Raw genomic sequence first — 24,617 nt, forward strand, 5'->3', positions numbered from 1 at the left:
ATGGGACGACGAAAGCCGCCGCCCCTTTGAACGGGTGTGGACGAATGCCATCGAGCGCCGGCTCTGCGCAGTTCGTCCATCCTGTATACACGACATCACAGGCGTCCGGATCCGTCGGATCGGTTCGCCCCGGGCGAAGCGAGCTGCCGCCGCAGAGCCGCCGGCAGCTTGTCGCGGATGATCTCGTAGGACGAGAGAAGCCGGTGCCGAAGCTCGTCGTCGCCCGTCTCCTCCGGCAGCAGGACCCAGCTCTTGTGGAAATACCGGGCATGCGTCGCAACACCCGCGTCCTTCAGCATGGTCGCCGTTTCGACGTCGCGACACTTCACGGCGACGCCCGGCAGCACCGCGCCGATGCACGCGAACATGCGGTCGCCGACCTTCCATGCGTCGTGCCCTCCGCCCCAGGGATCGGAGACCTGCGCGCCCGGGAGCGCGCCGCAGATGGCGCCCACGCGGGCGCGAAAGCCGTCTGGCATGGAAGTCTTCCCCGTGACTCCGACAGCATAGCATCGATCGCCCGGCGGGGCACCTGCACCGGCCGCTTCATGCGCGACGTGAAGCGGTTGAATCGGTTTCTCAGGAGGCCTTCGCCGCCTCGCGAACCGGCACCACGTCGACGGAATGCGTGCTCGACTGCGGACCCGCCGTGCGCATCGTGCCCTTGATCGGCGAGACGTCGAAATAGTCGCGGCCCCGCGCCACCACCACGTGGTCCTCGCCGGCGGCGATCGCGTTGGTCGGGTCGAACTCGACCCAGCCGAGGTCGGCGCCGCACCAGGCGCGAACCCAGGCATGCATGGCGTCCGCACCCTCCAGCCGCTCCTCGCCCTTCGGCGGGATCGTCCGCAGGAAGCCGCTGACGTAGCCGGCAGGGATGCCGATGCCGCGCAGGCAGGCGATCATGACGTGCGTGAAGTCCTGGCACACGCCGTGGCGCCGCTCGAAGGCCTCGAGCATCGGTGTCTCGACCGTCGTCGCCTTCGGGTCGAAACGCATCTCCTCGTGCAGCGCCAGCCCGATCGCACGCACCGTCTCGAGCACGCTTCGGCCATCCACGGCGATGGCGCGGGCGTGATCGGTCGTGACCTGCTCGATCGGGACGCGCGGCGAAGCGCCGAGGAAGTGGTGTGGCGACGTTCCGTCCATGCTGCGCCAGGCGAAGATTTCGTCCGCCAGCCCGGCGAGCGGCGGCGACATGTCGAGGATCTCTCCCGGCGCGTGACGCTCCACGCGCGACTGCACGGCGAAAACGATCTCCGTATGCGGGCGGTCGAAGCCGACCTCCACGCAGGCATTGCCGAAGAAATCGACGAAGTTGACCCATTCGTCGGGTTTCGGGACGATGCCGAGCGATCCCGCAACGAGACGCTGTTCGCCGGGAACGTCGGCAGGCATCAGCCTGGCGATGTGGCGGCCGGCATCGGCCGAGAAGTCGTAGCGATAGGCCATTCGCAGCGTGATGTCGTAGAGCATGCGAGGACGGTCCCTATCGCATGTACTTGGCGGAGAACGCGTCCGACAGCGCGGCGATGTCGGCGCCGAGCGCCTGAAGCGCCTGCGTGTCCAGCGTCTCGGGCAGTTGCAGTTCGAGCCCCGTCCTGAGCTTCAGCAGAGCGCGGCGCAGCGGCGTCAGCGGCTGATGCGGGTCCTGACCCGGCAGGAAATCCAGGTGGCCGGCGATCTCGCCGAGCTGGAAGATCACCGAGCGCGGATTGAGGGTGTCGAGCGCAAGAAGGTCGACGACGGTGGCCCGGTTGGTCGCCACCGCATAGCGGCGCCGGTGCGACATGACGCTGTCGCCGATCTCCACCGCCATGTCGAGGCTCCCGTCCGGCGCCTGCTCGTCGGCCAGGCGCGCCAGGAGGTGTGCCATCGAGAGCGAGCGCTCCAGCGAACGGCCGATCGTGAGGAACCGCCAGCCCGCGAAATGGTACATGTTCTCGTGCACCAGACCGGAAAAGCCGGAGAGCTTTCGCAGAAGCACGCTCATCGCCCGGGACATGTCGTCGCCGGGCTGCGCCGTGCCGCGCATCGCGCGCACCGTCTTGGCGAGATCGGTCAGCGCCATCCATCCGTCGGACGAGAAGCGGTCGCGCACGTGGCCTGCGGAGCGCGCGGCGGCTGCGATGGTGTCGCCGAGGGCAGCGGGCCATTCGTCGGAACGCGCGACGCCCAGACCGTCCAGATGCTCGGCACAGAGCTTGAGCAGCGGGGTTTCCGCCGTCGCGGCCTCGGCGAGGCGGACATGATAGGCACGCAGGATCCGCACCAGACTTTCCGTGCGCTCCACATAGCGCCCGAGCCAGAAGAGATTGTCGGCCGCCCGGCTCGGCAGGACGCCGGGCTGCTGGCGCGCGAAGGCCTTGCCGTTCGACGCATGCATCGTGTCCGGCGGCACCGGCTTGCCGCTGACGATCCAGACGTCGGCGGCCGACCCGCCCTCCTGGAGGGCGAGCGCGGCGGAGCTGGCCGTGCGGCCGATGCGGGCGAAGCCGCCCGGCATCACCTTCCAGCCGTCGCCGGTACGTGCGAGGAAGACGCGCAGGCTCATCGGGCGCGGGACGAGGCGACCCTCGACCAGCGCCGGCGTCGTCGACAGCGTCACCGCTTCCTGGCCCACCAGCTGGCCCGCGCCATGGTCGATCCAGTTCCCCACCGTCTCGTGCATCTCGCGCGTGAAGGCGCCGCCGATCGCCGAGACGTCGTCGAGGTCGAACAGCAGGCGCGTCGAGAAGGCCTTGCCGATGGTCATGCGTCCGGCATTGGCCTTGACGTATTCCCGCTCGGCCGACTGCCCGCACCACCAGGTGGCGACGTTCGCCAGCTTGAGCGGCTCCCCGAGGAGTGCCCGGCAGATGCGCGGCATGAAGGCCAGGAACGCCCGCGCCTCGACCACGCCGCTTCCCAGCGCGTTGACCATGGTGACGTTGCCCGCGCGGATGGCGCTGAGCAGGCCGGGTGTGCCGAGCCGCGACCCCTCGTTGAGCTCGAGCGGATCGGCCCAGGCGGCGTCCAGCCGGCGCCACAGCACGCGGATCGGTCGCAGACCCGCGACGGTCCGCACCATCAGTTCACCGTCGCGCACGGTGAGGTCCTCGCCTTCCAGCAGCATGAAGCCGAGATAGCGGGCGATGTAGGCATGCTCGAAATAGGTGTCGTTGTGCGGCCCCGGCGTGAGGATGCCGATGCGGCTGTCTTCGCCGTCCCGCAGGCCCTGCAGCGTGTCGCGGAAGGCGCGGAAGAACCCGGCGAGCCGGTGCACGTTGGCCCGCCCGTAGAGGTCGGAATAGACCCGTGCCGTCGCGATGCGGTTCTCCAGCGCGAAACCCGCACCGGACGGCGCCTGCGTCCGGTCGCCCAGCACCCACCATTCCCCGTCGGGGCCGCGGCCGAGATCGAAGGCCAGAAAGTGCAGGAAATGGCCGGAGCGCGGCGTGACTCCGACGAGCGGCCGCAGCCATTCCTGGTTTCCCGCGACGATCGCGGGCGGGAGGTGGCCCTCCGTGACCAGCCGGTTTTCGCCGTAGACGTCCGCCACGATCTTCTCGAGGAGATCCGCCCGCTGGACCAGTCCCGCCTCGAGTGCCGTCCACTCGGCCTCGTCGATCAGCACCGGAATGTGGCTCAGCGGCCAGTCGCGCTCGACGGCCTCGTCGCGTCCGTATTGCCGGTAGAAGACGCCGGCGTCGCGCAGATACTGGTCGCCGCGCGCCATCCGCTCGGAAAGTTCCTGCGGCTTCATGGCCGCCAGCGCCTCCAGGAAGCCGCGCCAGACGGGCCGGACTGCCCTGCCCGGCCCGAGCAGTTCGTCGGGAATGGTTTCGGACGTTCGGTAGCCGGCGATCAGCTGGGCGATCGGATCCTTGTGTGCGGGCTCGACCCTGGCGGCCATCTCCTCAGATCCCCGGCGCGCGTCTCAGGTCGAGCGTCATGGGGAACTCGCGGTGCGGCGTTTCAGGCTGCGGCGCGTAGGCGCCGGGCGTGTGGCCGTGCGGCTCGAACCGGGCGAGCCGCCGCGCTTCCGCCTCGTTCGCGTTGACCGGGAAGGTCTCGTAGTTGCGCCCGCCGGGATGCGCGACGTGGTAGACGCACCCGCCGATGGCGCGCCCGCTCCAGGTGTCGAAGACGTCGAAGGTCAGCGGCGCGTTGATCGGCAGCACCGGGTGCAGCGCCATCGCCGGCTGCCAGGCCTTGAAGCGCACGCCGCCGACCGCGACGCCTCCGGTCGACGTCTTCGCCAGCGGCACGCGGCGGCGATTGCAGGCCACGACATAGCGCTCCGGGTCGGTCGTGGTGAGCTTCACCTGCATGCGCTCGACGGAACTGTCGGTGTAGCGCACCGTGCCGCCGATCGCGCCGGTCTCGCCGAGCACGTGCCAGGGCTCGAGCGCCTGGCGGAGTTCCAGGTGCACGCCTTCGACCTCCACCTCCCCGCAGTACGGGAAACGGAACTCGGCCTGCGCCTCGTACCACTCCGGCCGCAGCGGAAAGCCGTGGTCGGTGAGGTCGCGCAGCACGTCGAGGAAATCCTCCCAGACGAAGTGCGGCAGCATCAGCCGGTCATGCAGCACCGTTCCCCAGCGGACCGGCGTGCCGGTCAGCGGCGACGCCCAGAAGCGGGCGATCAGCGCCCGGATGAGCAGTTGCTGGGCAAGGCTCATGCGCGGGTTGGGCGGCATCTCGAAGCCCCGGAACTCGACGAGCCCGAGCCGGCCCGTCGGCCCGTCCGGCGAATAGAGCTTGTCGATGCAGATCTCGGCGCGATGCGTGTTGCCCGTGACGTCGATCAGGATGTTGCGCAGCAGGCGGTCGACCAGCCACGGCAGGGGCGGCTGCGCCTCGCCGTGGCTCGGGATCTGCGAGAGCGCGATCTCCAGTTCGTAGAGGGAATCGTGGCGCGCCTCGTCGATCCGCGGCGCCTGGCTGGTGGGGCCGATGAACAGGCCGGAGAACAGGTAGGACAGGCTCGGATGCCGCTGCCAGTGCAGGATCAGGCTCTTCAGCAGGTCGGGCCGGCGCAGGAAGGGGCTGTCCATCGGCGTCGCCCCGCCCACCACCACGTGATTGCCGCCCCCGGTACCGGTGTGGCGGCCGTCGATCATGAACTTGTCGGCACCAAGCCGGGACTGCCGCGCCTCCTCGTAGATCGCCTCGGTGGTGGCGACACAATCCTCCCAGCTCGATGCCGGGTGGATGTTGACCTCGATGACCCCCGGATCGGGCGCTACACGGATCACGTTCATGCGCGGATCGACCGGCGGCGCATAGCCTTCGATGTGGACGGGCATGCCGAGGTCGCGGGCCGCCTCCTCCGCCGCCGCGACCAGTTCGAGATAGTCCTCGAGACGCTCGACCGGCGGCATGAACACGCACAGACGCCCGTCGCGCGGTTCCACGGTGATCGCCGTGCGGACCGCCCCTTCGAGTTCGCTGGCCGCCTGCTCGACGCGTCCCGATCGCGTGTCGGAGGCCGTGAAGGACGCGATCGGCTGGGCGGTCCCGCCCAGCCCGTCGGTCCCGAGACCAACGCCGGCAGGGGTTGCGGCACGTGACGAAGCCGGAAACACGAACGCGTCCGGCAGCGGCTGCCGCGGCTCGGTCGGATCGGCGGGATTGACGAAGGGATAGTGCGACGGCGCGATCCACGGCAGCGAGCCGAGCGGCAGGCGGTAGCCGACCGGACTGTCGCCGGGCACCAGGAAGATGTAGCCGCGGCGGCTCCTCCATTTCTCCGACCGCCAGCGGGGACCGGACGCCCGCGCCTGCCAGCGCTGGACCGGCAGGACATAGCCCGACGGCTCGGTGAGGCCGCGCTCGAACACGCGCGCGATGCGGTGCCGCTCCTCGGGGTCCTTCAGCCGCGAATTCCCGGGGGTCACGTTCTCCGGGAGATTCGCTTCCCGCAGCAGCCATTCGCCCGGATCCTCGTAGGCGGGCAGGACATGGTCGGTCTCGATGCCGAGATGGCCGGCAATGCCCTGCAGGAGCGCCTCTGCCTGATCCTTCCGCACGGAACCGATGCCCCCTTCGGGCGCAATGAGCGCGGGATCGTTCCAGATCGGTTTGCCGTCGCGGCGCCAGTAGAGCGAGAAGGTCCAGCGCGGCAGCGTCTCGCCGGGATACCATTTGCCCTGGCCGTAATGCAGGAAGCCGCCCGGCGCGAAGCGGTCGCGCAGCCTCCGGATGAGCCGGTCGGCGAAGAAGCGCTTGGTCGGGCCGACGGCCTCGGTGTTCCACTCGGGCGCCTCGAAGTCGTCGATCGACACGAAGGTCGGCTCGCCGCCCATCGTCAGCCGGACGTCGCCTGCGGCCAGCGCCGCATCCACCTTGCGGCCGAGCGCGTCGAGCGCCTCCCAGGACTCGTCGGAAAAGGGTTTCGTGATGCGCGGGTGCTCGGCCACGCGCGAGACCGTCATGTCGAAGTCGAAGCTGGTCTCCGCCTGCCCGAAATAGCCGCCGGAGATCGGCGCGGCGTTGCGGTAATGCGGCGTGGCGGCGAGCGGAATGTGGCTCTCGCCCGTCAGCAGACCCGAGGTCGGATCGAGCCCGATCCACCCCGCGCCCGGGATGAAGACCTCCGCCCAGGCGTGCAGGTCGGTGAAGTCGTGCGCGGTTCCCGCAGGCCCGTCCAGCGCCACGAGATCCGGCTTGAGCTGGATCAGGTAACCCGACACGAAGCGGGCCGCGAAACCCAGGTGGCGCAGGATCTGCACCAGCAGCCAGGAGGAATCGCGGCAGGAGCCGGTGCCGATCGCGAAGGTCTCCTCGGGCTCCTGCACGCCGGGTTCCATGCGGATCACGTAGCCGATCTCGTGCGCCAGTCGCGCGTTGAGATCCACGACGAAATCCACGGTGCCTCTGGGGCTGCGGTCGATGGTGTCGAGGAACGCCTGGAGCTTCGGCCCCGCCGCAGCCGGCCGGCGATAGACGTCGAGGTCGGCACGAATGTCTTCGGGATACTCGAAAGGCCAGGTCGTGGCGCTCTCCTCCACGAAGAAGTCGAAGGGGTTGTAGACCGTCATGTCGGCGACGAGGTCGACCTCGATGCGCAGTTCCGTCACCGGGCTCGGAAAGACGAAACGCGCCAGCCAGTTTCCGTAGGTGTCCTGCTGGTAGCTCACGAAATGTTCGCCCGGCGTCACCTTCAGCGAATGCGAGATCACCCGCGTCCGGCTGTGCGGCGCCGGACGCAGGCGGATGACCTGCGGCCCGAGCATGACCGGCCGGTCGTAGCGATACGCGGTGAGGTGATGGATGGCCGCCTTGATGGACATGGGAACCCTTCCGTTGGTCTCGGCGAAGTCGTTCCACATTCCGTTGCGTTGCACAATCGTATTGGGCGGAGACGACCCGTTTCGTCGGTCGGTCCGAGTAGGCCGCCTCCCTCCGCCCGCTTCGTCGACGACCTAGTCCACGGGCGTCGGCGGCAGCCGCCGCGCGTCGCGGCCGGCCGGCGCGGGCGCGACGGTCCACGTTTTCCCGATCTGCAAAGGACGCATTGCATACTGCGAAGAACGCCGTGGCGTTTCGCCGTCGGGCCCTCGCGATGCGCCGGCCGGATCGGTCATTCTCATTGGATTCGTTGAACTTTCTCGGTTGGCACGCCCGTTGCTTCTGTTTTGGCACGACAGGGAGCATGCGCGGCGCGCTCCGGACGAAACCACGAGAGACGAGCCAACATGGACGCCCGACACGTCATTCACTGGAAAGGTCATCTGACGATCCGCGATGGGTCCCGCTCGGCGCGCGACTTCCTCGAAGCCCTCTCCACCGGCAACGAGGTTACCGTCGACACGCGCGAACTCCAGTCCGTCGACGTCTGCCACCTGCAGATCCTGGTGGCCGCGCACAACTTCGCGCGCTGCCTCGGCAAGCGGATGGACGTGCTGGTGCCCCCGGGCGGAGCGCTGGACGAGGTCATGGGAAAGGTCGGCCTCGCCGATCCGCTCGACGCCTCGCTGCTGCGCAGCGGCGGTACCTGGACCGGTATCGCCCACGACGAAAGGAACGCCGCATGAGCAAGACCATCCTCACGATCGACGACTCCTCGTCCGTCCGCCAGATGGTGAGCCTCACGCTCGCCTCCGCCGGCTATGCCGTCGTCGAGGCGGTGGACGGCAGCGACGGTTACGACAAGGCCACCTCCGCGCCGGTCGACGCGATCCTCACCGATCTGAACATGCCCGGCATGAACGGCCTCGAGTTCGTGCGCAAGTATCGCACCCATCCGGCGAGCCGCGGCATTCCGATCGTCTTCCTGACCACCGAGTCCGACGAGAGCTTCAAGCAGCAGGCGAAGGCAGCCGGGGCGACCGGCTGGATCGTCAAGCCTTTCCGGCAGGACCAGCTCCTGGCCGTCGTGAAGAAGGTTGCAGGCGCATGACCATGACCGATGCCAACGAGACCTTCCGCACCGAAGCCGCGGATCTCCTCGAGACCCTGCAGGCCGGTCTCATGGAACTCGAGCGGACGCCGGGAGACCTCGCGCTCGTGGACAGCGTGTTTCGCGCTCTCCACACCATCAAGGGCTCCGGAGCCATGTTCGGCTATACGGCGGCTGCAGCCTTCGTGCACGAATTCGAGACCGTCTTCGACGGCGTTCGCAAGGGCCGTACGCCGGCGAGCTCGGCCCTGATCCGCATCGCGCTCGGCGCATGCGACCATATCCACGCGCTGGTCCAGTCACCCGACGCCAGCGACAGCGGTGGAGAACCGATCCTCGACGCTCTGCGCGAGGCCGTCGGCAGCAGCACCTCAGAACCGACCCCGGTGGCCGATCCTGTATCGGCGGCCGAGCCGGTCACGGGGTGGAGGGTGCGCTTCCGTTTGCCGTCGGACGCGCTGATCCTCGGAACCAGCCCGATCCTCCTGCTCGAGGAACTGTCCGCTTTCGGTCCGTGCGACGTCCGCGCGGTCATCGGCGGGGTTCCCGAACTCGGTGCCCTGGATCCGGAGGCCTCCTACCTCGAGTGGGAAGTCACGCTGCAGGCCGACGTGCCGCGCGAAAGCGTCGAGGACGTCTTCATGTTCCTCTCCATGACCGGCGACGACCTGGTGATCGAGCCCCTCGATCCCGACCAGCCGGTCATGCCCGAGGTGCATGCGGACGTCCATGAAGAGAACCACGACTCGGTGGGGCACGCCGCCTCTTCGATCCCGCAAGGGGCGGCGACCGGGGCCGGAAGGAGCGGAGGCGGTAGTGGGGCAGTTCCCGCCCGCTCCTTCCGGGCAGACAAGGCGGGCACGTCGCTGCGCGTGCCCGCCGAACGGCTGGACTCGCTGATGGACCGCGTCGGCGAACTGGTCATCGCGCAGGCCCGCCTGAGCCAGCTGGCCTCGGCGTCCACGGACCAGAACCTGAAGTCGGTCGCCGAAGACCTGGAGCGGCTCAGCGCCAGCCTGCGCGACACCACGATGGGTATCCGCATGGTGCCGATCGGCTCGCTGTTCGGGCGCTTCCGCCGGCTCGTGCACGATCTTTCGCACGATCTCGGCAAGGAGATCGATTTCGTGACCAGCGGCGAGGAGACCGAACTCGACAAGACCATGATCGAGCAGCTGGCGGACCCGCTGGTGCACCTGATCCGCAACGCCGCCGATCACGGACTCGAAAGGCCGGACGCCCGCCTCATGAACGGCAAGGCTCCGACCGGGACGCTGCGCCTCTCGGCCGTCTACGCCGGAGCGGAGGTCGCGATATCGATCGCCGACGACGGTGCCGGGCTCGACGCCGGGCGCATCCGGGCCAAGGCGGTGGAAGCCGGCTTGATCTCGGCCGACCAGGCGCTCGCCGAAAGCGAGCTTTTCCAGCTGATCTTCCACCCCGGCTTCTCGACCGCGAAGGAAGTGACGGCGCTCTCGGGCCGCGGCGTGGGCATGGACGTGGTGAAGAAGACCATCGAAGGTCTTCGCGGCAGCATCGACATCGCGAGCCGGCCCGGACAGGGCACGACGGCGACGCTGCGACTGCCCCTGACGCTCGCCATCATCGACGGCCTGCTCGTCCGGGTCGGCGACGGCCGCTACACGATCCCCCTCGCCGCCGTCGAGGAGTGCGTCGAACTCCCGCGGGACACCGAGATCGCTCCGAAAGGGCGCAGCTTCCTCAATGTCCGGGGTGCCCTCGTGCCCTATCTGCGGCTGCGCGAAATCTTTCGCACCGAGGCTCCGGCCGACCTCCATCCGAAGGTCGTGATCGTCTCGTCCGGCGAGACCCGTGTGGGCCTGGTCGTCGACCAGATCATCGGCAACAACCAGACCGTCATCAAGCAGCTCTCGCGGCTTCACGCCGGGCTGAAGACCTTCTCCGGCGCGACCATTCTCGGCGACGGCTCCGTCGCCCTCATCCTCGACGTGCTGAACCTCGTCGGCTCCGGCCAGGATCTCGACGAGCGCAGCACCGCCAAGTCTCTCGGGAGGGCAGCATGAACGCGACGACCATCGAACACAGGACCATGCGCGCCCTGACGATGCGGCTCGACGACGAGACCTTCGCCATCGACGCCGAAAGCGTCCGCGAGATTCTCGAAGTGGTTCCCGTCACCCGCGTGCCGAGCGCTCCGGATGCGGTCTTCGGGCTGATCAACGTCCGCGGCAGCGTCGTCCCCCTCGCCGATTTCCGCGTGCTGTTCGGCATGGATCGGCGGGAGGCGACCGAGGATACGCGCATCGTCGTGGTCGAGGTTCGCCTGGACGACGAACGTCTCGTTGCCGGGCTCCTCGCCGACAAGGTGCACGAGGTCGTCGATCTCGATGCCGGCGTGCAGGAAGCCGCCCCCCGCGTGGGCATGCGCTGGCCGGCCGAATTCGTCCAGGGCATCGCCAAGCGCAACGAAGCCTTCGTGATCATTCCCAACGTCGAAAAGATTTTCGCAACGCTTGCCGCGGCTTGACCGCCCCCCTCTCACCGAAAGACCAAGTCGATGTCGAACCAGAAGACCAGGAAACGCGGCGCCATGAAGTCCATCGCCGCCAAGATCGTCCTGATCCAGTCCGTATCCTTCCTTGCGATCGCCGCCGTCGGCGGTGCCGGCTATTACGGCCTGAACGAGATGCACGGGAAGATCACCTCGATCTACCATGACCGCGTCGTCCCGATGGAACAGCTGAAGGACATGTCGGATTCCTACGGGATCACGATTCCGACGGGAGCCGTGAACCTGAAGAACGGCGTTGCCGAATGGGCGACCGTAGAGGCGTCGATCGCCGATGCCCGCGCGCTGATCCGGAAGGACTGGGACGCCTATCTCAAGGGCAGCCTCACCGAAAGCGAGACGGTGATCGTCGCGCGCCTGAAGCCGCATCTCGTCGCCGCGGACGCCGCGGTGGACAGGCTCGAAGAAATCCTCGCGGCGCGGGATACCGCCGCACTCGAGGCCTTCGTCGCCAACGACCTCTATCCCGCGGTGGAACCGGCCCTGAAGGAGATCGTCGAGCTCGGCGCCTACCAGAACCAGACGGTGAAGAAGCTGATGGACCTCTCGGAGGAGCTGTTCCAGATGCTGTCCACGCTGATGATCGCGCTCGGCGTCGGCTCCACGCTGGCCGCACTCGGCCTTTCCGCCTTCTTCACCCGCAGCGTCAAGCGCAACCTGTCGTCGGCCGTCCACCTGGCCAATGCCGTCGCTTCAGGCGATCTCGCCGCAAGTGCGGAAGTCCGGTCAAACGACGAGATCCGCGATCTCGTCGACGCCCTGAACGACATGGCCGCCAAGCTGCGGTCGGTCGTCGGCGAGGTGTCCGGCGCGGCGCGAAACGTCGCCTCCGGGTCGGAGGAAATGTCGGCGACCGCCGAGCAGCTCTCGCAGGGGGCGACCGAGCAGGCGTCCTCGACGGAGGAGGCGTCGTCGTCGATGGAGGAGATGGCCTCCACCATCAAGCAGAGCGCCGACAACGCCTCGCAGACCGAGCGGATCGCGCGCCAGTCGGCGGCCGATGCCATCGCCAGCGGCGCTGCGGTCGGCAAGGCGGTCGACGCGATGCAGACCATCGCGACCAAGATCCTGGTCGTGCAGGAAATCGCCCGTCAGACCGACCTGCTTGCGCTGAATGCCGCCGTCGAGGCCGCGCGGGCCGGCGAACATGGCCGCGGCTTCGCGGTGGTGGCCTCCGAGGTCCGCAAGCTCGCCGAGCGGAGCCAGGCCGCGGCGACCGAGATCTCGACCCTCTCCGGAGACACGGTCAAGGCCGCTCAGTCGGCCGGAGAGATGCTGACCCGGCTCGTGCCTGACATCCAGCGCACCGCACAGCTCGTCGAGGAGATCTCGGCTGCGACGCGCGAGCAGAATGCCGGCGCCGCGCAGATCAACTCCGCGATTCAGCAGCTCGACAAGGTGACGCAGCAGAACACCGCGGCTGCCGAGGAGATGGCGGCAACCTCGGAGGAACTCGCGAGCCAGGCCGAACAGCTTCTGTCCTCGATTGCCTTCTTCCGGATCGACGGAGCCGGCGCTTCGCAGACCGCCGCTCCGGCCGCCGCAAGGCCTGTCTCCGCGCCGCGGACGGCTCCGGCGGCGGATCACGAGATACGCGAGGCGATCGCCGCGCGCGCTCCGCACATGACCGCCCGCCGCCAGCACAAGGGCGGCTTCAACCTCGAGCTCGACATGGCCGGCGACGCGCTCGACGCCGAGTTCACCCGCCGCAACGCAGCCTGACCAGCCGGTAGCAGTGCGTCGTGAACGCTGCAGCCCAACCCCATCCAAGGATCCCCACGATGAAACTCACCCTCAAGGGACAGCTCGGAGCCGGTTTCGGCCTCCTCATCCTCCTCGCCGCGGCTCTCGGCGCCATGGCCCTCTGGCAGATGAACACGATGAAGGGCGCGTCCACGGAGATCGTCGAGAAGGCGATGCCCTCCATCGATGCGGTCCATCGCCTCAACACGCTCATCACCGACCTGCGCGTGACGGAACTCGAGCATGTCGTGGCGACGGAGCAGGCCGCTGTCGATCGCTGGTCGTCCGCAGCCGACGCTCTACTCGTCCGGATCGAGGAAGAGCGCGCACGCTACGCCGCGCTCCTGACGACCGAGGCGGAGCGCTCGGCCTTCGAGCAATTCGCCCGGACCTTCGGCGCCTACATGGCGGAGCACGACCGGGCCATGCGCCTTTCGGCCCAGGGCCAGAAGGCCGCGGCGATGAGTATCTATGACGGCCCGGCGCTGGCCCTCTTCGAGCAGTTCAACGAGCATCTCGACACGCTCGTGCGCATCAGCACCGAAGGCGGCGCTGCGGCCGGCGCCCGGAACGAGGCCGTGTTCGACTTCGCGCTGATGACCACGCTCGCCGCCATCGCCGCCGCTGCCGCGATCGGTGGGACGATCGCCTGGCGGATCACCTCCGGCATCATGCGCAACGTCGGCGGCGAACCGGACTATGTCCGCTCGATCGTCGGCGAGGTGGCGAGCGGCCATCTGGCGGTCGAGATCCTCACCGCCAAGGGCGACGCCGAGAGCATCCTCGCCCGCCTCCGGTTCATGGTCGACAACCTCCTCGACACGGCCAGGGTGGTGGACGCCATCGCGGCCGGCGACCTGCGCGTCGAGCCGGAGCCCCGCTCCGAGAAGGACGTCATGGGCATCTCGCTGAAGCAGATGGTCGGGCGCCTCCGTGACGTCATGACCAACGCCAGCGGTGCGGCCGAGAACGTCTCCTCGGGCAGCCAGCAGCTTTCGGCCACGGCCGAACAGCTCTCGCAGGGCGCGGCCGAGCAGGCCGCCTCCACCGAGCAGGCTTCGGCCTCGATGGAGGAAATGGCCTCGACCATCAAGCAGAGCGCGGAAAACGCGTCGGAGACCGAGAAGATCGCCCGCAAGTCGGCCGCCGACGCCATCGCCAGCGGCTCGGCGGTGGAGAAGGCCGTCGGCGCCATGCAGACCATCGCCTCGAAGATCCTGGTCGTGCAGGAAATCGCGCGCCAGACCGACCTGCTCGCGCTCAACGCCGCCGTCGAGGCGGCCAGGGCCGGCGAGCACGGCCGCGGCTTCGCCGTGGTCGCGTCCGAAGTACGCAAGCTCGCCGAACGCAGCCAGGCGGCTGCCGCCGAGATCTCGACCCTCTCGTCGGAGACCGTCAAGGCTGCGCAGTCGGCCGGCGAGATGCTGGGCAGGCTGGTGCCGGACATCCAGAGGACGGCGCAACTGGTCGAGGAGATCACGGCCGCGACCCGCGAGCAGAACGTCGGCGCATCCCAGATCAACGGCGCGATCCAGCAGCTCGACAAGGTGACGCAGCAGAATTCGAGCGCCGCCGAGGAGATGTCCACGACTGCAGAGGAACTCTCGATGCAGGCGGGCGAACTCCAGAACGCGATCGCCTACTTCCGGCTGGGCGCCGCCGGCGAAAGGTCGGCCGTTCGCGCCGCCGGAGCCGCCGCCCTTCGTGGCGGGCTGCGCGAGGACCACATCAGGCAGGCGGTCGCAGTCGCTGCGCCGCACATGAAGCGCGCGCGCCGCGACCACGCGAAGGGCGGCTTCGACCTCGATCTCGACAACGGCGCCGACGAACTCGACGCCGAGTTCACCCGGCGCAACGCCGCCTGAACGGAGGGAACCATGTCCGGAACGTCACAGTTCGTCACGCTCGGCGCCGCCGAAGAAATCTACGCCGCCCCGGTCGAGAAGGTACAGGAGATCCTGGAACTGAGGCCGATCTCGCGTCTGCCCAACGCGCCCTCCAACCTGCTCGGCATGATCGACGTGCGCAGCGAGGGCGTGCCCGTGCTCGATCTTCGCGCGACGCTCGGACTGCCGGTGACCGGCGATGACGAGAACACGCGCATCGTGGTGCTCCGCTTCCACGCGGAGGGCCGCGAACTGACGCTGGCGCTCAAGACGGACCGGGTCTTCGAGGTGACGGTGCTCGACGACGAGACGCTTTCGCCGCCGCCCCCGACGGGCCGCCGCTGGGACTCCCGCGTCATCGCCGGGATCGGCCGGCGCAACGGTGCCTTCGTCACCGTGCTCGACCTCGACCGCCTGTTCTCCCTCTCGAACGCCGACACTCTCGACGCGCTGCCCAACTGAACCGCAGACGATGGGCCGCATCCGCGCCCGCAGGAGACTGCAATGCTTGCCGCACACAACCGCCTGCCCGATCCGGACGTCGATCCCGCAGACAGCCTGTCGAACAGAGACTTCGAGCGGCTGGCCACCTTCATCGGCAACAAGGTCGGCATCAGGCTGCCGCCGACGAAACGGCTGATGGTCGAAGGCCGCCTGCGCAAGCGCCTTCGCGTCCTCGGCATTCCGGACATGCAGACCTATTGCCGGCTCGTCATCGAAACCCGCACACTCGATTCGGAGATCACGCACCTGATCGACGTCATCACCACCAACAAGACGGACTTCTTCCGCGAGGTCGAGCATTTCGACATCATGCGCGACCGCCTGGTCCCCGCACTGCTGGCCGAGCGGTCGCGGGAACGCATGCCGCTCCTGAAGATCTGGAGCGCCGCCGCCTCGACCGGCGCGGAAGCCTATACTGCGGCCATGGTGCTGCACGACATGACGACGAGGCGCAACGCCTTCCGTTTCGCCATTCTCGGCACCGACATCTCGACCGCGGTTCTGGACCAGGCGCGCAGCGGCGTCTATCCGGCCGACATGATGGCGCCGGTGCCGAAGGACATGCGCGCCCGCTACGTCATGGAGCCGGTCCGCAAGGCCCTCCGGCCCGAGGTGAGGATCGTGCCGGAACTGCGCAGCCTCGCCTCCTTCGAGCGGCTCAACCTGATGGACGAGACCTATCCCTACGACCGCGACGTCGACATCATCTTCGTGCGCAACGTCCTGATCTACTTCGAGAAGGAAGATCAGAGCGCCGTCGTCAAGCGCCTCGCCGGGCACCTCCGGCCGCGCGGATACATCATGCTCGGCCACTCCGAGTCGATGGTCGGCAACATGCCCGGCCTCGCTCAGGTGGCACCCGCGGTATTCCAGAAGATCTGAGGACAGCCATGCCTGGAACCAGTCCCGTCACTGCCCGCACCGGCGACAAGATCCGGGTGCTGATCGTCGACGATTCGGCATCGGTGCGCCAGGCGCTGACCGACATCATCAACGCCGATCCCGATCTCGAGGTCATGGCGACGGCGCCCGATCCCTACGTCGCGGCCGAGCGCATCCGCGCCGAAGTGCCCGACGTCATCTTCCTCGACATCGAGCTGCCGCGGATGGACGGCCTGACCTTCCTGCGAAAGATCATGTCGCAGCGCCCGCTGCCGGTCGTCGTCTGCTCCAGTCTCGCCGAGGAAGGATCCGACACCTTCATGCAGGCCCTGGAGGCCGGTGCGGTCGACGTCGTCATGAAGCCGAGAATGGACGCCGCGCACTACCTGCTCGAATCGCGCATGCGCATCTGCGACGCAGCGAAGGCGGCGGCGCACGCGCGCCTGCGTGCGCTCCGCCGTCCCGTGCCGGTGCTCACGGTCGAGCCGAAACTCAAGGCCGATGCGATCATTCCACCGCTGTCGGCCGGACGCATGGCCACCTTGCGCGCGATGATCCCGCAGACGGAACCGATCGTCTGCATCGGTGCGTCGACGGGCGGCACCGAGGCGCTGCGGAGCGTGCTGGAGAGCCTGCCGGCCACCTGCCCGCCCGTGCTGATCGTCCAGCACATGCCCGAGAAGTTCACCGGCACCTTCGCACGCCGGCTGGACAGCCTCTGCCCGCCCGCGGTGAAGGAAGCGGAGCAAGGCGACGCGGTGCTGCGCGGCCGCGTGCTCATCGCGCCCGGCAACCGCCACATGCTGTTGCGCCGCACGGCTCGCAGCTACGTCGTCGACATCGTGGAAGGACCCCACATATCGCGGCACCGCCCGTCGGTCGACGTCCTGTTCCGGTCCGCCGCCCACAATGCCGGCGCCAACGCCGTCGGCGTCATCCTCACCGGAATGGGCGACGACGGAGCGGCGGGCATGCTCGAAATGCGGGCCATGGGCAGCTTCACGATCGCGCAGGACGAGGACAGCTGCATCGTCTACGGCATGCCGAAGGAGGCCGTCGATCGCGGCGCCGTCACCAAGGTCATGCCGCTCGACGGCATCGCTGCCGAGATCATGAAGCAGACGCGCGTCGCGACGCTGGAGAAAGCCGCCCGATGAACCCGTCTGCCGGCCCTTCGTCCTCGCCATGGCAGTCGGTCCTCGCGGACCTGGCCGGAACGCGCGCGGCGATCGATGCCTCCGTGGCGGGTGCCGGCAGCAAGCTCATGAAGTGCGTCGGGGACCTGAACAGGAACTCGGCACTGTTCGAGGCGCTGCCGCGCGACATCCGGAGCGAGGAACTCGACCGGGCCTGCAGCAACATCGCCTCGATCGGCGACCGGGCAAGGGAGGTCACCGCCGCTTTCGGGCGCGAGCGCCAGACGATGGACGAACTGAACCGCGCCCTCGTCAGCTCGGCGTCGCCGATCGCGGATCTGCAGCGCAGCGTCAAGATGATCGGCATCCTGTCGGTGAATGCCCGCGTCGTCGCGGCCGAGATCGGCCAGATCGAAGGCTTCGAGGTGTTCACGGTCGACATCGACCGTCTGTCGCGCGAGGCGGGAACGACGGTTTCCCGCTTCTCCGACCTGTTCCGACGCCTGCGCGGCGACCTGCAGGCCGTGGCGGGCAAGCGCCTGGCCTTCGAGCTTTCGCATGCGGGAACGCTGGCCGGTCTCGGCGACCACCTCGCCGGGCATCTCGCGCGGGTCGAGGACCGCCGCCAGTCCGCCGAAGACGTGAGCCGGCGCACCGGCGAGACCGTCCGCCAGATCGCGTCGCGCGTCGGCGCCGTCGTTCTGTCCCTGCAGTCGGGCGACCGCATGCGGCAGCGGATCGAACATGCAGAGCAGGCCCTGGCTCCGATACCTCCGGATGGGGACGGCGATGAATCGCATCCGGACGCCTCCGCCGCGCAGCTGGGTCCGATCGCAAGGCTGCAGGCGGAGCAGCTGGCCGCCGCGGTCGCGGAATACGATGCCGACATGGCCTCCGCCGAGGATGCACTGACCGGCCTGTCCCGCGACGCCCTCGACATGGTGCGCGCGGCCGCGGCGCTGGTCGGACGGTCGGGACGGTCGGGACGGTCGGACGACGGCCCGATCGCCGTGCTCGCAAAGGCTCTGCACCAGGCGATCGGGTTGCTCGGCCGTTGTGCGTCGGAGCGGACCGAACTGGATGCCCTCGCCGAACGGATGGCCAGCGCGGTGTCCGAACTCCTGGCGCATGTCGAGGTTGTTCAGGACGTCGAGGCGGAGATGCGCATCCTCAGCCTCAACGCCACGGTGAAATGCGCCCAGCTCGGCAGCCGCGGACGCGCCCTCAACGTCGTGGCCCAGCAGTTGCGCGACCTGACGGTGGAGACGGTGACGTCCGCCGAGGCCGCAGTGGAGGCCTTGCGCGCCTGCGCGGGCATCACGGCGAGGATCAGGGCCGATGCCAGCGGCGACCTCGCACGCGAGATCGGCGGCATCGAAGCCACCGCGCAGTCGGCGGTGGATCTTCTGACGGCGATCGACCGTCGGACCAGCGATGCGATCCAGACCCTCGAAACGGAAGGACCCGATATGGCCTCGACCCTGGAAGACGCCGCTCGCGACATCAGGACAGGCCGCACGCGCGCAAACGAGCTTGCCGAACGAGCGTCACGGCTGGCGGACGGCGTGGATCCTGCGGAAGCGGACGGGAACGACGACCTCGTGGCATCCCTGCTCGAGACGCTGGACAAGCTGCGCAGCGGCTACACGATGGAGGACGAGCGCCGCATCCACGACGCCTTCGCCGCCCGTGTCGCCGCGAGGCGTTCCGCCGGCACGACGTGACACACCGGACCCCGGTGGCCACGCTGCGCGACCCGCCCGGTTTCGTCGATCCTTAAGGGATCTCGGATAGAACGCTCCGTGGCTGTCCGGCAGGGACAGCCGAGGTGGGGCGAAAATGCAGTTCAAGGCTGTGGCCAGCGACGAGACATCGGGGAGGAGGCGTCCGGTCGTCCTCGTGGTCGAGGACACGCCCTCGCTGGCGGCGACATACCGGGCGATTCTCGAAAAGCAGGACTTCGCGGTGGAGACTGCGGCGACCGGCGCCGAAGCGCTCGCGCTGCTGAAGTCGGCTGCCTACGATGCCCTCGTGCTCGACGTGCGCCTGCCCGACATGACGGGGCTGGACGTACTCGACGCGATGCGCGAGCGCGGCGACCAGACGGAGGCGGTGGTCATCACCGCGGACGGATCCATCAACCTCGCCGTCGATGCCATGCGGCGCGGCGCCTTCGACTTCATCGTCAAGCCGCTCAACGCGCACCGTCTGGCGGTCACCGTCACCAACGCCACCGAACGCGCGCGGCTGAAGGCCGAGGTCACGACGCTGAAGCGCGAACTCGGCGACGCGGCAGGCTTCTGCCGCTTCATCGGTCGCTCGCCGGCCATGCAGACCGTCTATCGCATCATCCGCAACGCCGGGCCGTCCAACGCGACGGTCTTCGTCCTCGGCGAAAGCGGCACCGGGAAGGAACTCTGCGCCGACGCCGTCCACCGCACGTCCAGGCGCGCCGGCGGACCTTTCGTCACGCTCAACTGCGCCGCCATTCCCAAGGACCTGCTGGAAAGCGAGATCTTCGGTCATGTCCGCGGCGCGTTCTCCGGGGCGACAGCCGACCGCAAGGGCGCGGCGCTCTCGGCTGACGGCGGCACGCTGTTCCTCGACGAGATCTGCGAGATGGACGTCGCGCTGCAGGCCAAGCTCCTTCGCTTCCTCCAGAGCAAGGAGGTCCAGCGCCTCGGCGAGGACCGGGTGCAGCGCGCCGACGTCCGCATCGTCTGCGCCTCCAACCGCGACCCCTTAGCCGAGGTTCAGGCCGGCCGCTTTCGCGAGGACCTCTACTACCGCCTCCACGTGATCCCGATCGAGTTGCCGCCGCTGCGCGACCGCGGAGAGGACATCGTCGAGCTGGCGCAGCATTTCCTCGCCCGTTTCTCGGAAGAGGAAGGCAAGAAGGTCTCTCCCCTGTCGGTCGATGTCCTGGCCGCGATGCGGCGCCACGCCTGGCCGGGCAACGTCCGGCAGCTGGAAAACCTGATGCGCCGTCTCGTCGTCCTGAACGACGGCGAGACCATCGAGCCCGCCATGCTGCCGGCCGACATCCGCGCATCGGCGGAAGCCTCCGGTCCGCATCCCCCCGCCTTACCGTCCGACGGACATCGGATCGTGACGACCGCGCCTCCGATCGACGGACCCGGCCGGCCCGAACAGGCCGTCGGTCCGCTCGAGGCGACCATCCGCGAGGCGATCGAGCGCGCGATCACCGCCAGCGGCGGCTCGATTCCGAAGGCGGCTCAGCTGCTGGAGGTCAGCCCGTCGACCCTCTACCGCCGCATCGAGGCATGGGAGAACGCAGCCTCCTGACGCATCCGATCCGGTTCCGGCCCCGGTTCCGGAGCAAAGACCTGCCCGAAGACGGACGCCGGAAACCTGCGGAGCCGACCAAAGGTCGCGCCGGGCCTCAGCGGCTTCCTGCGGTCGGGTCGGGCATCATCGACACATGCGCGGCCGCAACCTTCCAGCCGTCTCCGGTGCGAACCCAGGTCTGCATCTGCCGTCCCACCTCTCCTGGAAAGTCGTCCCGGAAGAACAGCGTCGAGGCAATGGCGAAATCCGTGCCGTAGGTGGTGATGACGGTGCGCGCGAGCCTCCGCTCGAACGGCGCCTGCGCCTTGCGGAAAGCGCGGATCTCCTCGTAACCGTGCTGCACCTCGGCCACGCCGTAGCGGATCGTCAGCGGCGACGGCATGAACATCGCTTCCAGGGTGGGATTGTCGTTGGCGAGCAGCGCCGCCTCGTAGGCTTCGAACACGGCCGTGGCCTGCGCCAGCGTCTCCGAATCGTTCACGACCATCATCGGCCTGCCTCCTTGCGTGCCAGCATCCGGTCGCGCAGCCGGCCGAGGAACGGGATCGTCTCGAACTGGTCGGCCCGCACCATGTCCCACGTCACGCCGGCAGGCCGCGGCATGGCATTGCGCGTCTCGATCAGCTCGACCTCGGTGGCGACGAAGTCGAGCGGACTGTCATGCGCCTCGATCACCACCTGCTCGTCGGCAACGATCTGCAGCGAATGGACCGTCGTGGCCATCGGCGTCGTGGCGCCGACGATACCCAGTTCGCGGAAGATTCCGGTTTCGAGGTCCGCGAATCCTGCCCCCTTGCCGGTCCGCCCTCCCCCGCGGCCGACCGCCACCGATCCGACGACGCAGAAGTCGAGCGGTTCGACGTCCTCGAGTTCGATACGCTCCCCGTGCTGCATGAAACCCTGCGCCGTGGCGGCCAGCTCGAAGGATATGCCGTCGGCCTCGAGCCGCTTCGGGTCCAGCCTGAGATAGGGAAAATCGTGCGTCAGGTAGGGCACCGGCACATAGACCGTCTTGCCCTGGTAGAGCGCGCGGATCCGGATCGGGATCTGGGCGTGGTCGGGATTGGTCTTGACCGTGCGCGCCGCTTTCCAGGCGTCCGTCTGCGCCAGTCGCCACGCCGCGACGTCGGCGCCGACGAAGTTGGGAATCATGCTCCAGGCGGGGCCGACGGCGACGCCGTGTTCCTCCAGGAGCCGCCACACGTCGTGGCGCACGATGTCCTTGGCCGTGTTGCGCCCGGCCCAGCGTCCCTGCTCAGCCATGGACGAATTCCCGTGCGAAGGCCGTTTCGAGCGCCGCGAGCTTCGCCGCCCAGCCGACGATCCCCCCCTGCGCGACGATCATCTCGATGGCAGACGCCTTGAATTCGGGAAAGTAGCTTTCCGTCGCCTCCTCGATCAGCAGGCACTCATAGCCGCGGTCGTTGGCTTCACGCATCGAGGTCTGGACGCAGACCTCGGTGGTGACGCCGGCGAAGACGAGCTGCTCGATCCCCTTCGCCTGGAGCGTCTCGTGGAGCCCGGTCGCCCAGAACATGCCCTTGCCGGGCTTGTCGACGACCATCTCGCCGGGCTGCGGTGCGAGTTCCGGCACGATCGCGTTGCCCGGTTCGCCGGCGATGAGGATGCGGCCCATCGCGCCCTCGTCGCCGATCCTCAAGCCCGGCGCGCCGCGCAGTCGCTTGGCGGGAGGACAGTCTGACAGGTCCGGCCGGTGCGCTTCGCGCGTGTGCAGGATGGGCAGCCTCCGGCCGCGGAACAGCGAGAGCAGCGCGGCCACCGGGGGGATGATCCGGGTCAGCCGCGACACGTCGTTGCCGAGCACGGCGCCGAAGCCGCCCGGCTCGATGAAGTCGCGCTGCATGTCGATGACGACCAGGCAGACCTTTGCCGGGTCGAGCTGGAAGGCATAGGGCCGGGCTTCGACGGTGATCGCCATGTCAGTGCCCCGCCATATGCTGGCCGATGGTGTTGCGGTCGGTCTCGCCGATGGGGGCGACGTAGCTGATCGTGCCGCCCGACATCACCGCGACCCGGTCCGACAGTTCCAGGATCTCGTCGAGATCCTCCGAGACCAGCAGCACGGCCGCACCGCGGTTGCGCTGCTCCATGATCTGGCTGCGGATTTCGGCGACCGATGCGAAATCGAGCCCGAAGCAGGGGTTGGCGACGATCAGCACGTCCACCTCGCCCGACAGTTCGCGCGCGAGCACCGCCCGCTGGACGTTACCGCCCGAGAGCGACTCGATCGGCGAGTCCGGCGACGTGGTCTTCACCCGGTAGCGGGCGATCAGTTCCTCCGCCTTGCGCCGCATCGGCCCGGGCGACAGCCACCAGCCGAGACTGGCGATGGGAGGCTTGTCGAAGGCGCGGAAGGCCATGTTCTCGGCCACGCTCATCCGCGGCACGGTGGCGTTCTTCAGCGGCTCCTCCGGAAGCCCGAACACCTTGAACCGGTCGAAATCGGAGCGCTTCGGCTCGAAGGCCTTGCCGTGGATGAAGATGCGGCCGTCCGAGAGCGGCCGCTGCCCCGCGAGCGTCTCCACCAGCGCGCTCTGGCCGTTGCCCGACACGCCGGCGATTCCGACGATCTCTCCCGACCGGACCTTCAGGTTGACGGCGGCGATGGCCGGCCGGCCGTCCTCGTCCTCCGCATGCAGTCCGGCGAGTTCCAGTACGGCGGAGCGGTCGTTGTGCATGACGCGCTCGGCGCGCTCGCGCACTTCCGTGTCGCCGATCATCATGCTGCTCATCTCGGCAACCGTCGCCGTACGCGCGTCGCCGGTGCCGGTCAGCCGGCCGCGGCGCAGCACGGTGAAGGAATCGCAGAACGCCTTCACCTCCCGGAACTTGTGGGAAATCATCAGGACGGTGATCTCGCCCCGCGCCGCCATCTGTCCGAGCAGTCCGAGCACCTCGTCCGCCTCGCCCGGCGTCAGCACGGACGTCGGCTCGTCGAGGATCAGGAACCGCTGGTCGAGATAGAGCAGTTTCAGGATCTCGAGCTTCTGCTTCTCGCCGGCCGACAGCGTCGACACCTGCGCGTCGAGCGGCACCCGGAACGGCATGCGCGCCATGAAGGCCTCGAGCTTCGGCATCTCGGCCTTCCAGTCGATGATCGTGGGCGCATCGGCGCGGCTGATCACCAGGTTCTCGGCCGCCGTCAGGCAGGGCACGAGGGTAAAGTGCTGGTAGACCATGCCGATGCCGAGGTCGCGGGCGTCGCGCGGGCTCTTCACCGCGACCTCCGCGCCGTCGAGCAGCACGGCGCCGCGGTCGGCGGCATAGAAGCCCATGATGCACTTCACGAGCGTCGACTTGCCGGCGCCGTTTTCGCCGAGCAGCGCGTGGAAGGAGCCGGCCTGCACCTTGATCGAGACGTCGTCGAGCGCGACGAGCGGCCCGAAGATCTTGGTCATGCCCGCCGTCTCCAGCGATGGCGCGCGCCGGGCGGCCGGCGGCGCCGCGACGTCGGCGGCGAGCGCCGCCGCACTCACGGCAGGGCCTCCAGCAGGACGGACGACGTCGCCACCGCGCCGAACACGCCGCCCTGCATCTTGATCATGTCGATGGCCGCCAGATGGTTCTCCACCTTGGTCGCCGCGCAGCAGTCCTCCAGCAGCAGGCATTCGTAGCCCCGATCGTTGGCGTCGCGCATCGTGGTGTGGACGCAGACATCCGTCGTCACGCCGGTGAAGATGATGTTGCGGATGCGCCTGGTCTGCAGGACGAGGTCGAAGTCGGTGGCGAGGAATGTCCCCTTGCCCGGCTTGTCGATGATCGCCTCGCCCGGCTCCGGCTGCAGTTCGGGGATGATCTCCCAGCCGGGCTCGCCGCGCACCAGGATGCGCCCGCAGGGTCCCTGGTCGCCGATCCCGGCGCCGATGCGCTGCGACCGCCAGCGCTTGTTGGCGGGCAGGTCCGAGAGGTCCGGCTTGTGGCCTTCCCGCGTGTGGATGACGAAATAGCCTTTCGCACGCATCGCCGACAGCACGGTCTGGATCGGGCCGATCGGCCGGCGCGTCAGCGAAATGTCGTAGCCCATGGAATCGACGTAGCCGCCCGGCGCGCAGAAATCGGTCTGCATGTCGATGACGACGAGCGCCGTGTTGTGCGGCCCGAGATCGCCGTCGAACGGCCAGGGATAGGGATCGGACGCGACCGTCACGCCGCCCGGCACGCGGGCTTTCTCGATGCGTTCATCGACAAGGCTCATCTCG

At 68.5% G+C, this 24,617-nt stretch carries 20 protein-coding genes; 11 read left to right on the top strand and 9 right to left on the bottom strand.

The features are described from left to right. Positions 1 to 95: 95 nt before the first annotated feature. From IAI54_RS12705 to IAI54_RS12720, 4 genes are all read right to left on the bottom strand, one after another. Positions 96 to 479, bottom strand: a complete 384-nt coding sequence (locus IAI54_RS12705; RefSeq protein WP_187972682.1) for an MmcQ/YjbR family DNA-binding protein — start codon at positions 477 to 479, stop codon at positions 96 to 98. 100 nt (positions 480 to 579) lie between these two features. After that, the gene (locus IAI54_RS12710) at positions 580 to 1,476 is read right to left on the bottom strand and encodes a transglutaminase family protein (protein WP_187972683.1); all 897 of its coding nucleotides are present in this window, start codon (positions 1,474 to 1,476) and stop codon (positions 580 to 582) included. 13 nt (positions 1,477 to 1,489) lie between these two features. Next, entirely contained in the window at positions 1,490 to 3,895 is a 2,406-nt protein-coding gene (locus tag IAI54_RS12715) for a circularly permuted type 2 ATP-grasp protein (RefSeq protein WP_187972684.1), read from the bottom strand. A gap of 4 nt (positions 3,896 to 3,899) precedes the next feature. Further along, the gene (locus IAI54_RS12720) at positions 3,900 to 7,277 is read right to left on the bottom strand and encodes a transglutaminase family protein (protein ID WP_187972685.1); all 3,378 of its coding nucleotides are present in this window, start codon (positions 7,275 to 7,277) and stop codon (positions 3,900 to 3,902) included. Between the two features lie 405 nt (positions 7,278 to 7,682). Between IAI54_RS12720 and IAI54_RS12725 the strand changes: the two genes are divergently transcribed. From IAI54_RS12725 to IAI54_RS12775, 11 genes are all read left to right on the top strand, one after another. Further along, positions 7,683 to 8,021, top strand: a complete 339-nt coding sequence (locus tag IAI54_RS12725; protein WP_187972686.1) for an STAS domain-containing protein — start codon at positions 7,683 to 7,685, stop codon at positions 8,019 to 8,021. Then, positions 8,018 to 8,386 (top strand): response regulator, encoded by a 369-nt coding sequence (locus IAI54_RS12730; RefSeq protein ID WP_187972687.1) that lies wholly within the window; start codon positions 8,018 to 8,020, stop codon positions 8,384 to 8,386. Before IAI54_RS12725 ends, IAI54_RS12730 begins: the two co-directional genes overlap by 4 nt. After that, positions 8,383 to 10,431, top strand: coding sequence for a chemotaxis protein CheA (locus IAI54_RS12735; RefSeq protein WP_187972688.1), 2,049 nt, complete (start codon positions 8,383 to 8,385; stop codon positions 10,429 to 10,431). The genes IAI54_RS12730 and IAI54_RS12735 overlap by 4 nt, the downstream gene beginning before the upstream one ends. Further along, entirely contained in the window at positions 10,428 to 10,895 is a 468-nt protein-coding gene (locus IAI54_RS12740) for a chemotaxis protein CheW (protein WP_235679348.1), read from the top strand. The genes IAI54_RS12735 and IAI54_RS12740 overlap by 4 nt, the downstream gene beginning before the upstream one ends. A gap of 63 nt (positions 10,896 to 10,958) precedes the next feature. Beyond that, positions 10,959 to 12,659 carry a methyl-accepting chemotaxis protein gene (locus IAI54_RS12745; protein ID WP_187972689.1) on the top strand — a complete coding sequence of 567 codons (1,701 nt, stop codon included), beginning with the start codon at positions 10,959 to 10,961 and terminating at the stop codon, positions 12,657 to 12,659. Between the two features lie 59 nt (positions 12,660 to 12,718). After that, complete coding sequence (locus IAI54_RS12750) at positions 12,719 to 14,545, top strand: methyl-accepting chemotaxis protein (RefSeq protein WP_187972690.1); 1,827 nt, start codon at positions 12,719 to 12,721, stop codon at positions 14,543 to 14,545. Between the two features lie 12 nt (positions 14,546 to 14,557). Further along, complete coding sequence (locus IAI54_RS12755) at positions 14,558 to 15,028, top strand: chemotaxis protein CheW (RefSeq protein WP_187972691.1); 471 nt, start codon at positions 14,558 to 14,560, stop codon at positions 15,026 to 15,028. Between the two features lie 42 nt (positions 15,029 to 15,070). Further along, positions 15,071 to 15,952, top strand: a complete 882-nt coding sequence (locus tag IAI54_RS12760; RefSeq protein ID WP_187972692.1) for a CheR family methyltransferase — start codon at positions 15,071 to 15,073, stop codon at positions 15,950 to 15,952. Positions 15,953 to 15,960: 8 nt separating this feature from the next. Then, entirely contained in the window at positions 15,961 to 17,109 is a 1,149-nt protein-coding gene (locus IAI54_RS12765; RefSeq protein ID WP_187972693.1) for a protein-glutamate methylesterase/protein-glutamine glutaminase, read from the top strand. After that, the gene (locus tag IAI54_RS12770; protein WP_187972694.1) at positions 17,106 to 18,812 is read left to right on the top strand and encodes a methyl-accepting chemotaxis protein; all 1,707 of its coding nucleotides are present in this window, start codon (positions 17,106 to 17,108) and stop codon (positions 18,810 to 18,812) included. Before IAI54_RS12765 ends, IAI54_RS12770 begins: the two co-directional genes overlap by 4 nt. A gap of 115 nt (positions 18,813 to 18,927) precedes the next feature. Next, on the top strand, positions 18,928 to 20,394 hold the full coding sequence (locus IAI54_RS12775; RefSeq protein WP_187972695.1) for a sigma-54-dependent transcriptional regulator: 1,467 nt from the start codon (positions 18,928 to 18,930) through the stop codon (positions 20,392 to 20,394). 97 nt (positions 20,395 to 20,491) lie between these two features. Here IAI54_RS12775 and hpxZ read toward each other — a convergent pair whose 3' ends face one another. From hpxZ to biuH, 5 genes are all read right to left on the bottom strand, one after another. After that, positions 20,492 to 20,884: an oxalurate catabolism protein HpxZ gene (gene hpxZ / locus IAI54_RS12780; RefSeq protein ID WP_187973145.1), complete on the bottom strand. Its 393-nt coding sequence runs from the start codon at positions 20,882 to 20,884 to the stop codon at positions 20,492 to 20,494. After that, on the bottom strand, positions 20,884 to 21,660 hold the full coding sequence (locus IAI54_RS12785) for a 5-formyltetrahydrofolate cyclo-ligase (RefSeq protein WP_187972696.1): 777 nt from the start codon (positions 21,658 to 21,660) through the stop codon (positions 20,884 to 20,886). The genes hpxZ and IAI54_RS12785 overlap by 1 nt, the downstream gene beginning before the upstream one ends. Further along, the gene (locus tag IAI54_RS12790) at positions 21,653 to 22,336 is read right to left on the bottom strand and encodes a cysteine hydrolase family protein (RefSeq protein WP_187972697.1); all 684 of its coding nucleotides are present in this window, start codon (positions 22,334 to 22,336) and stop codon (positions 21,653 to 21,655) included. Before IAI54_RS12790 ends, IAI54_RS12785 begins: the two co-directional genes overlap by 8 nt. A gap of 1 nt (position 22,337) precedes the next feature. Then, positions 22,338 to 23,816 (bottom strand): ABC transporter ATP-binding protein, encoded by a 1,479-nt coding sequence (locus tag IAI54_RS12795; RefSeq protein ID WP_187973146.1) that lies wholly within the window; start codon positions 23,814 to 23,816, stop codon positions 22,338 to 22,340. Between the two features lie 74 nt (positions 23,817 to 23,890). Continuing rightward, the gene (gene biuH / locus IAI54_RS12800; protein ID WP_187972698.1) at positions 23,891 to 24,613 is read right to left on the bottom strand and encodes a biuret amidohydrolase; all 723 of its coding nucleotides are present in this window, start codon (positions 24,611 to 24,613) and stop codon (positions 23,891 to 23,893) included. Positions 24,614 to 24,617 lie beyond the last annotated feature (4 nt).

Source organism: Aquibium microcysteis, from assembly GCF_014495845.1.
GTDB classification, from domain to species: Bacteria; Pseudomonadota; Alphaproteobacteria; order Rhizobiales; family Rhizobiaceae; genus Aquibium; species Aquibium microcysteis.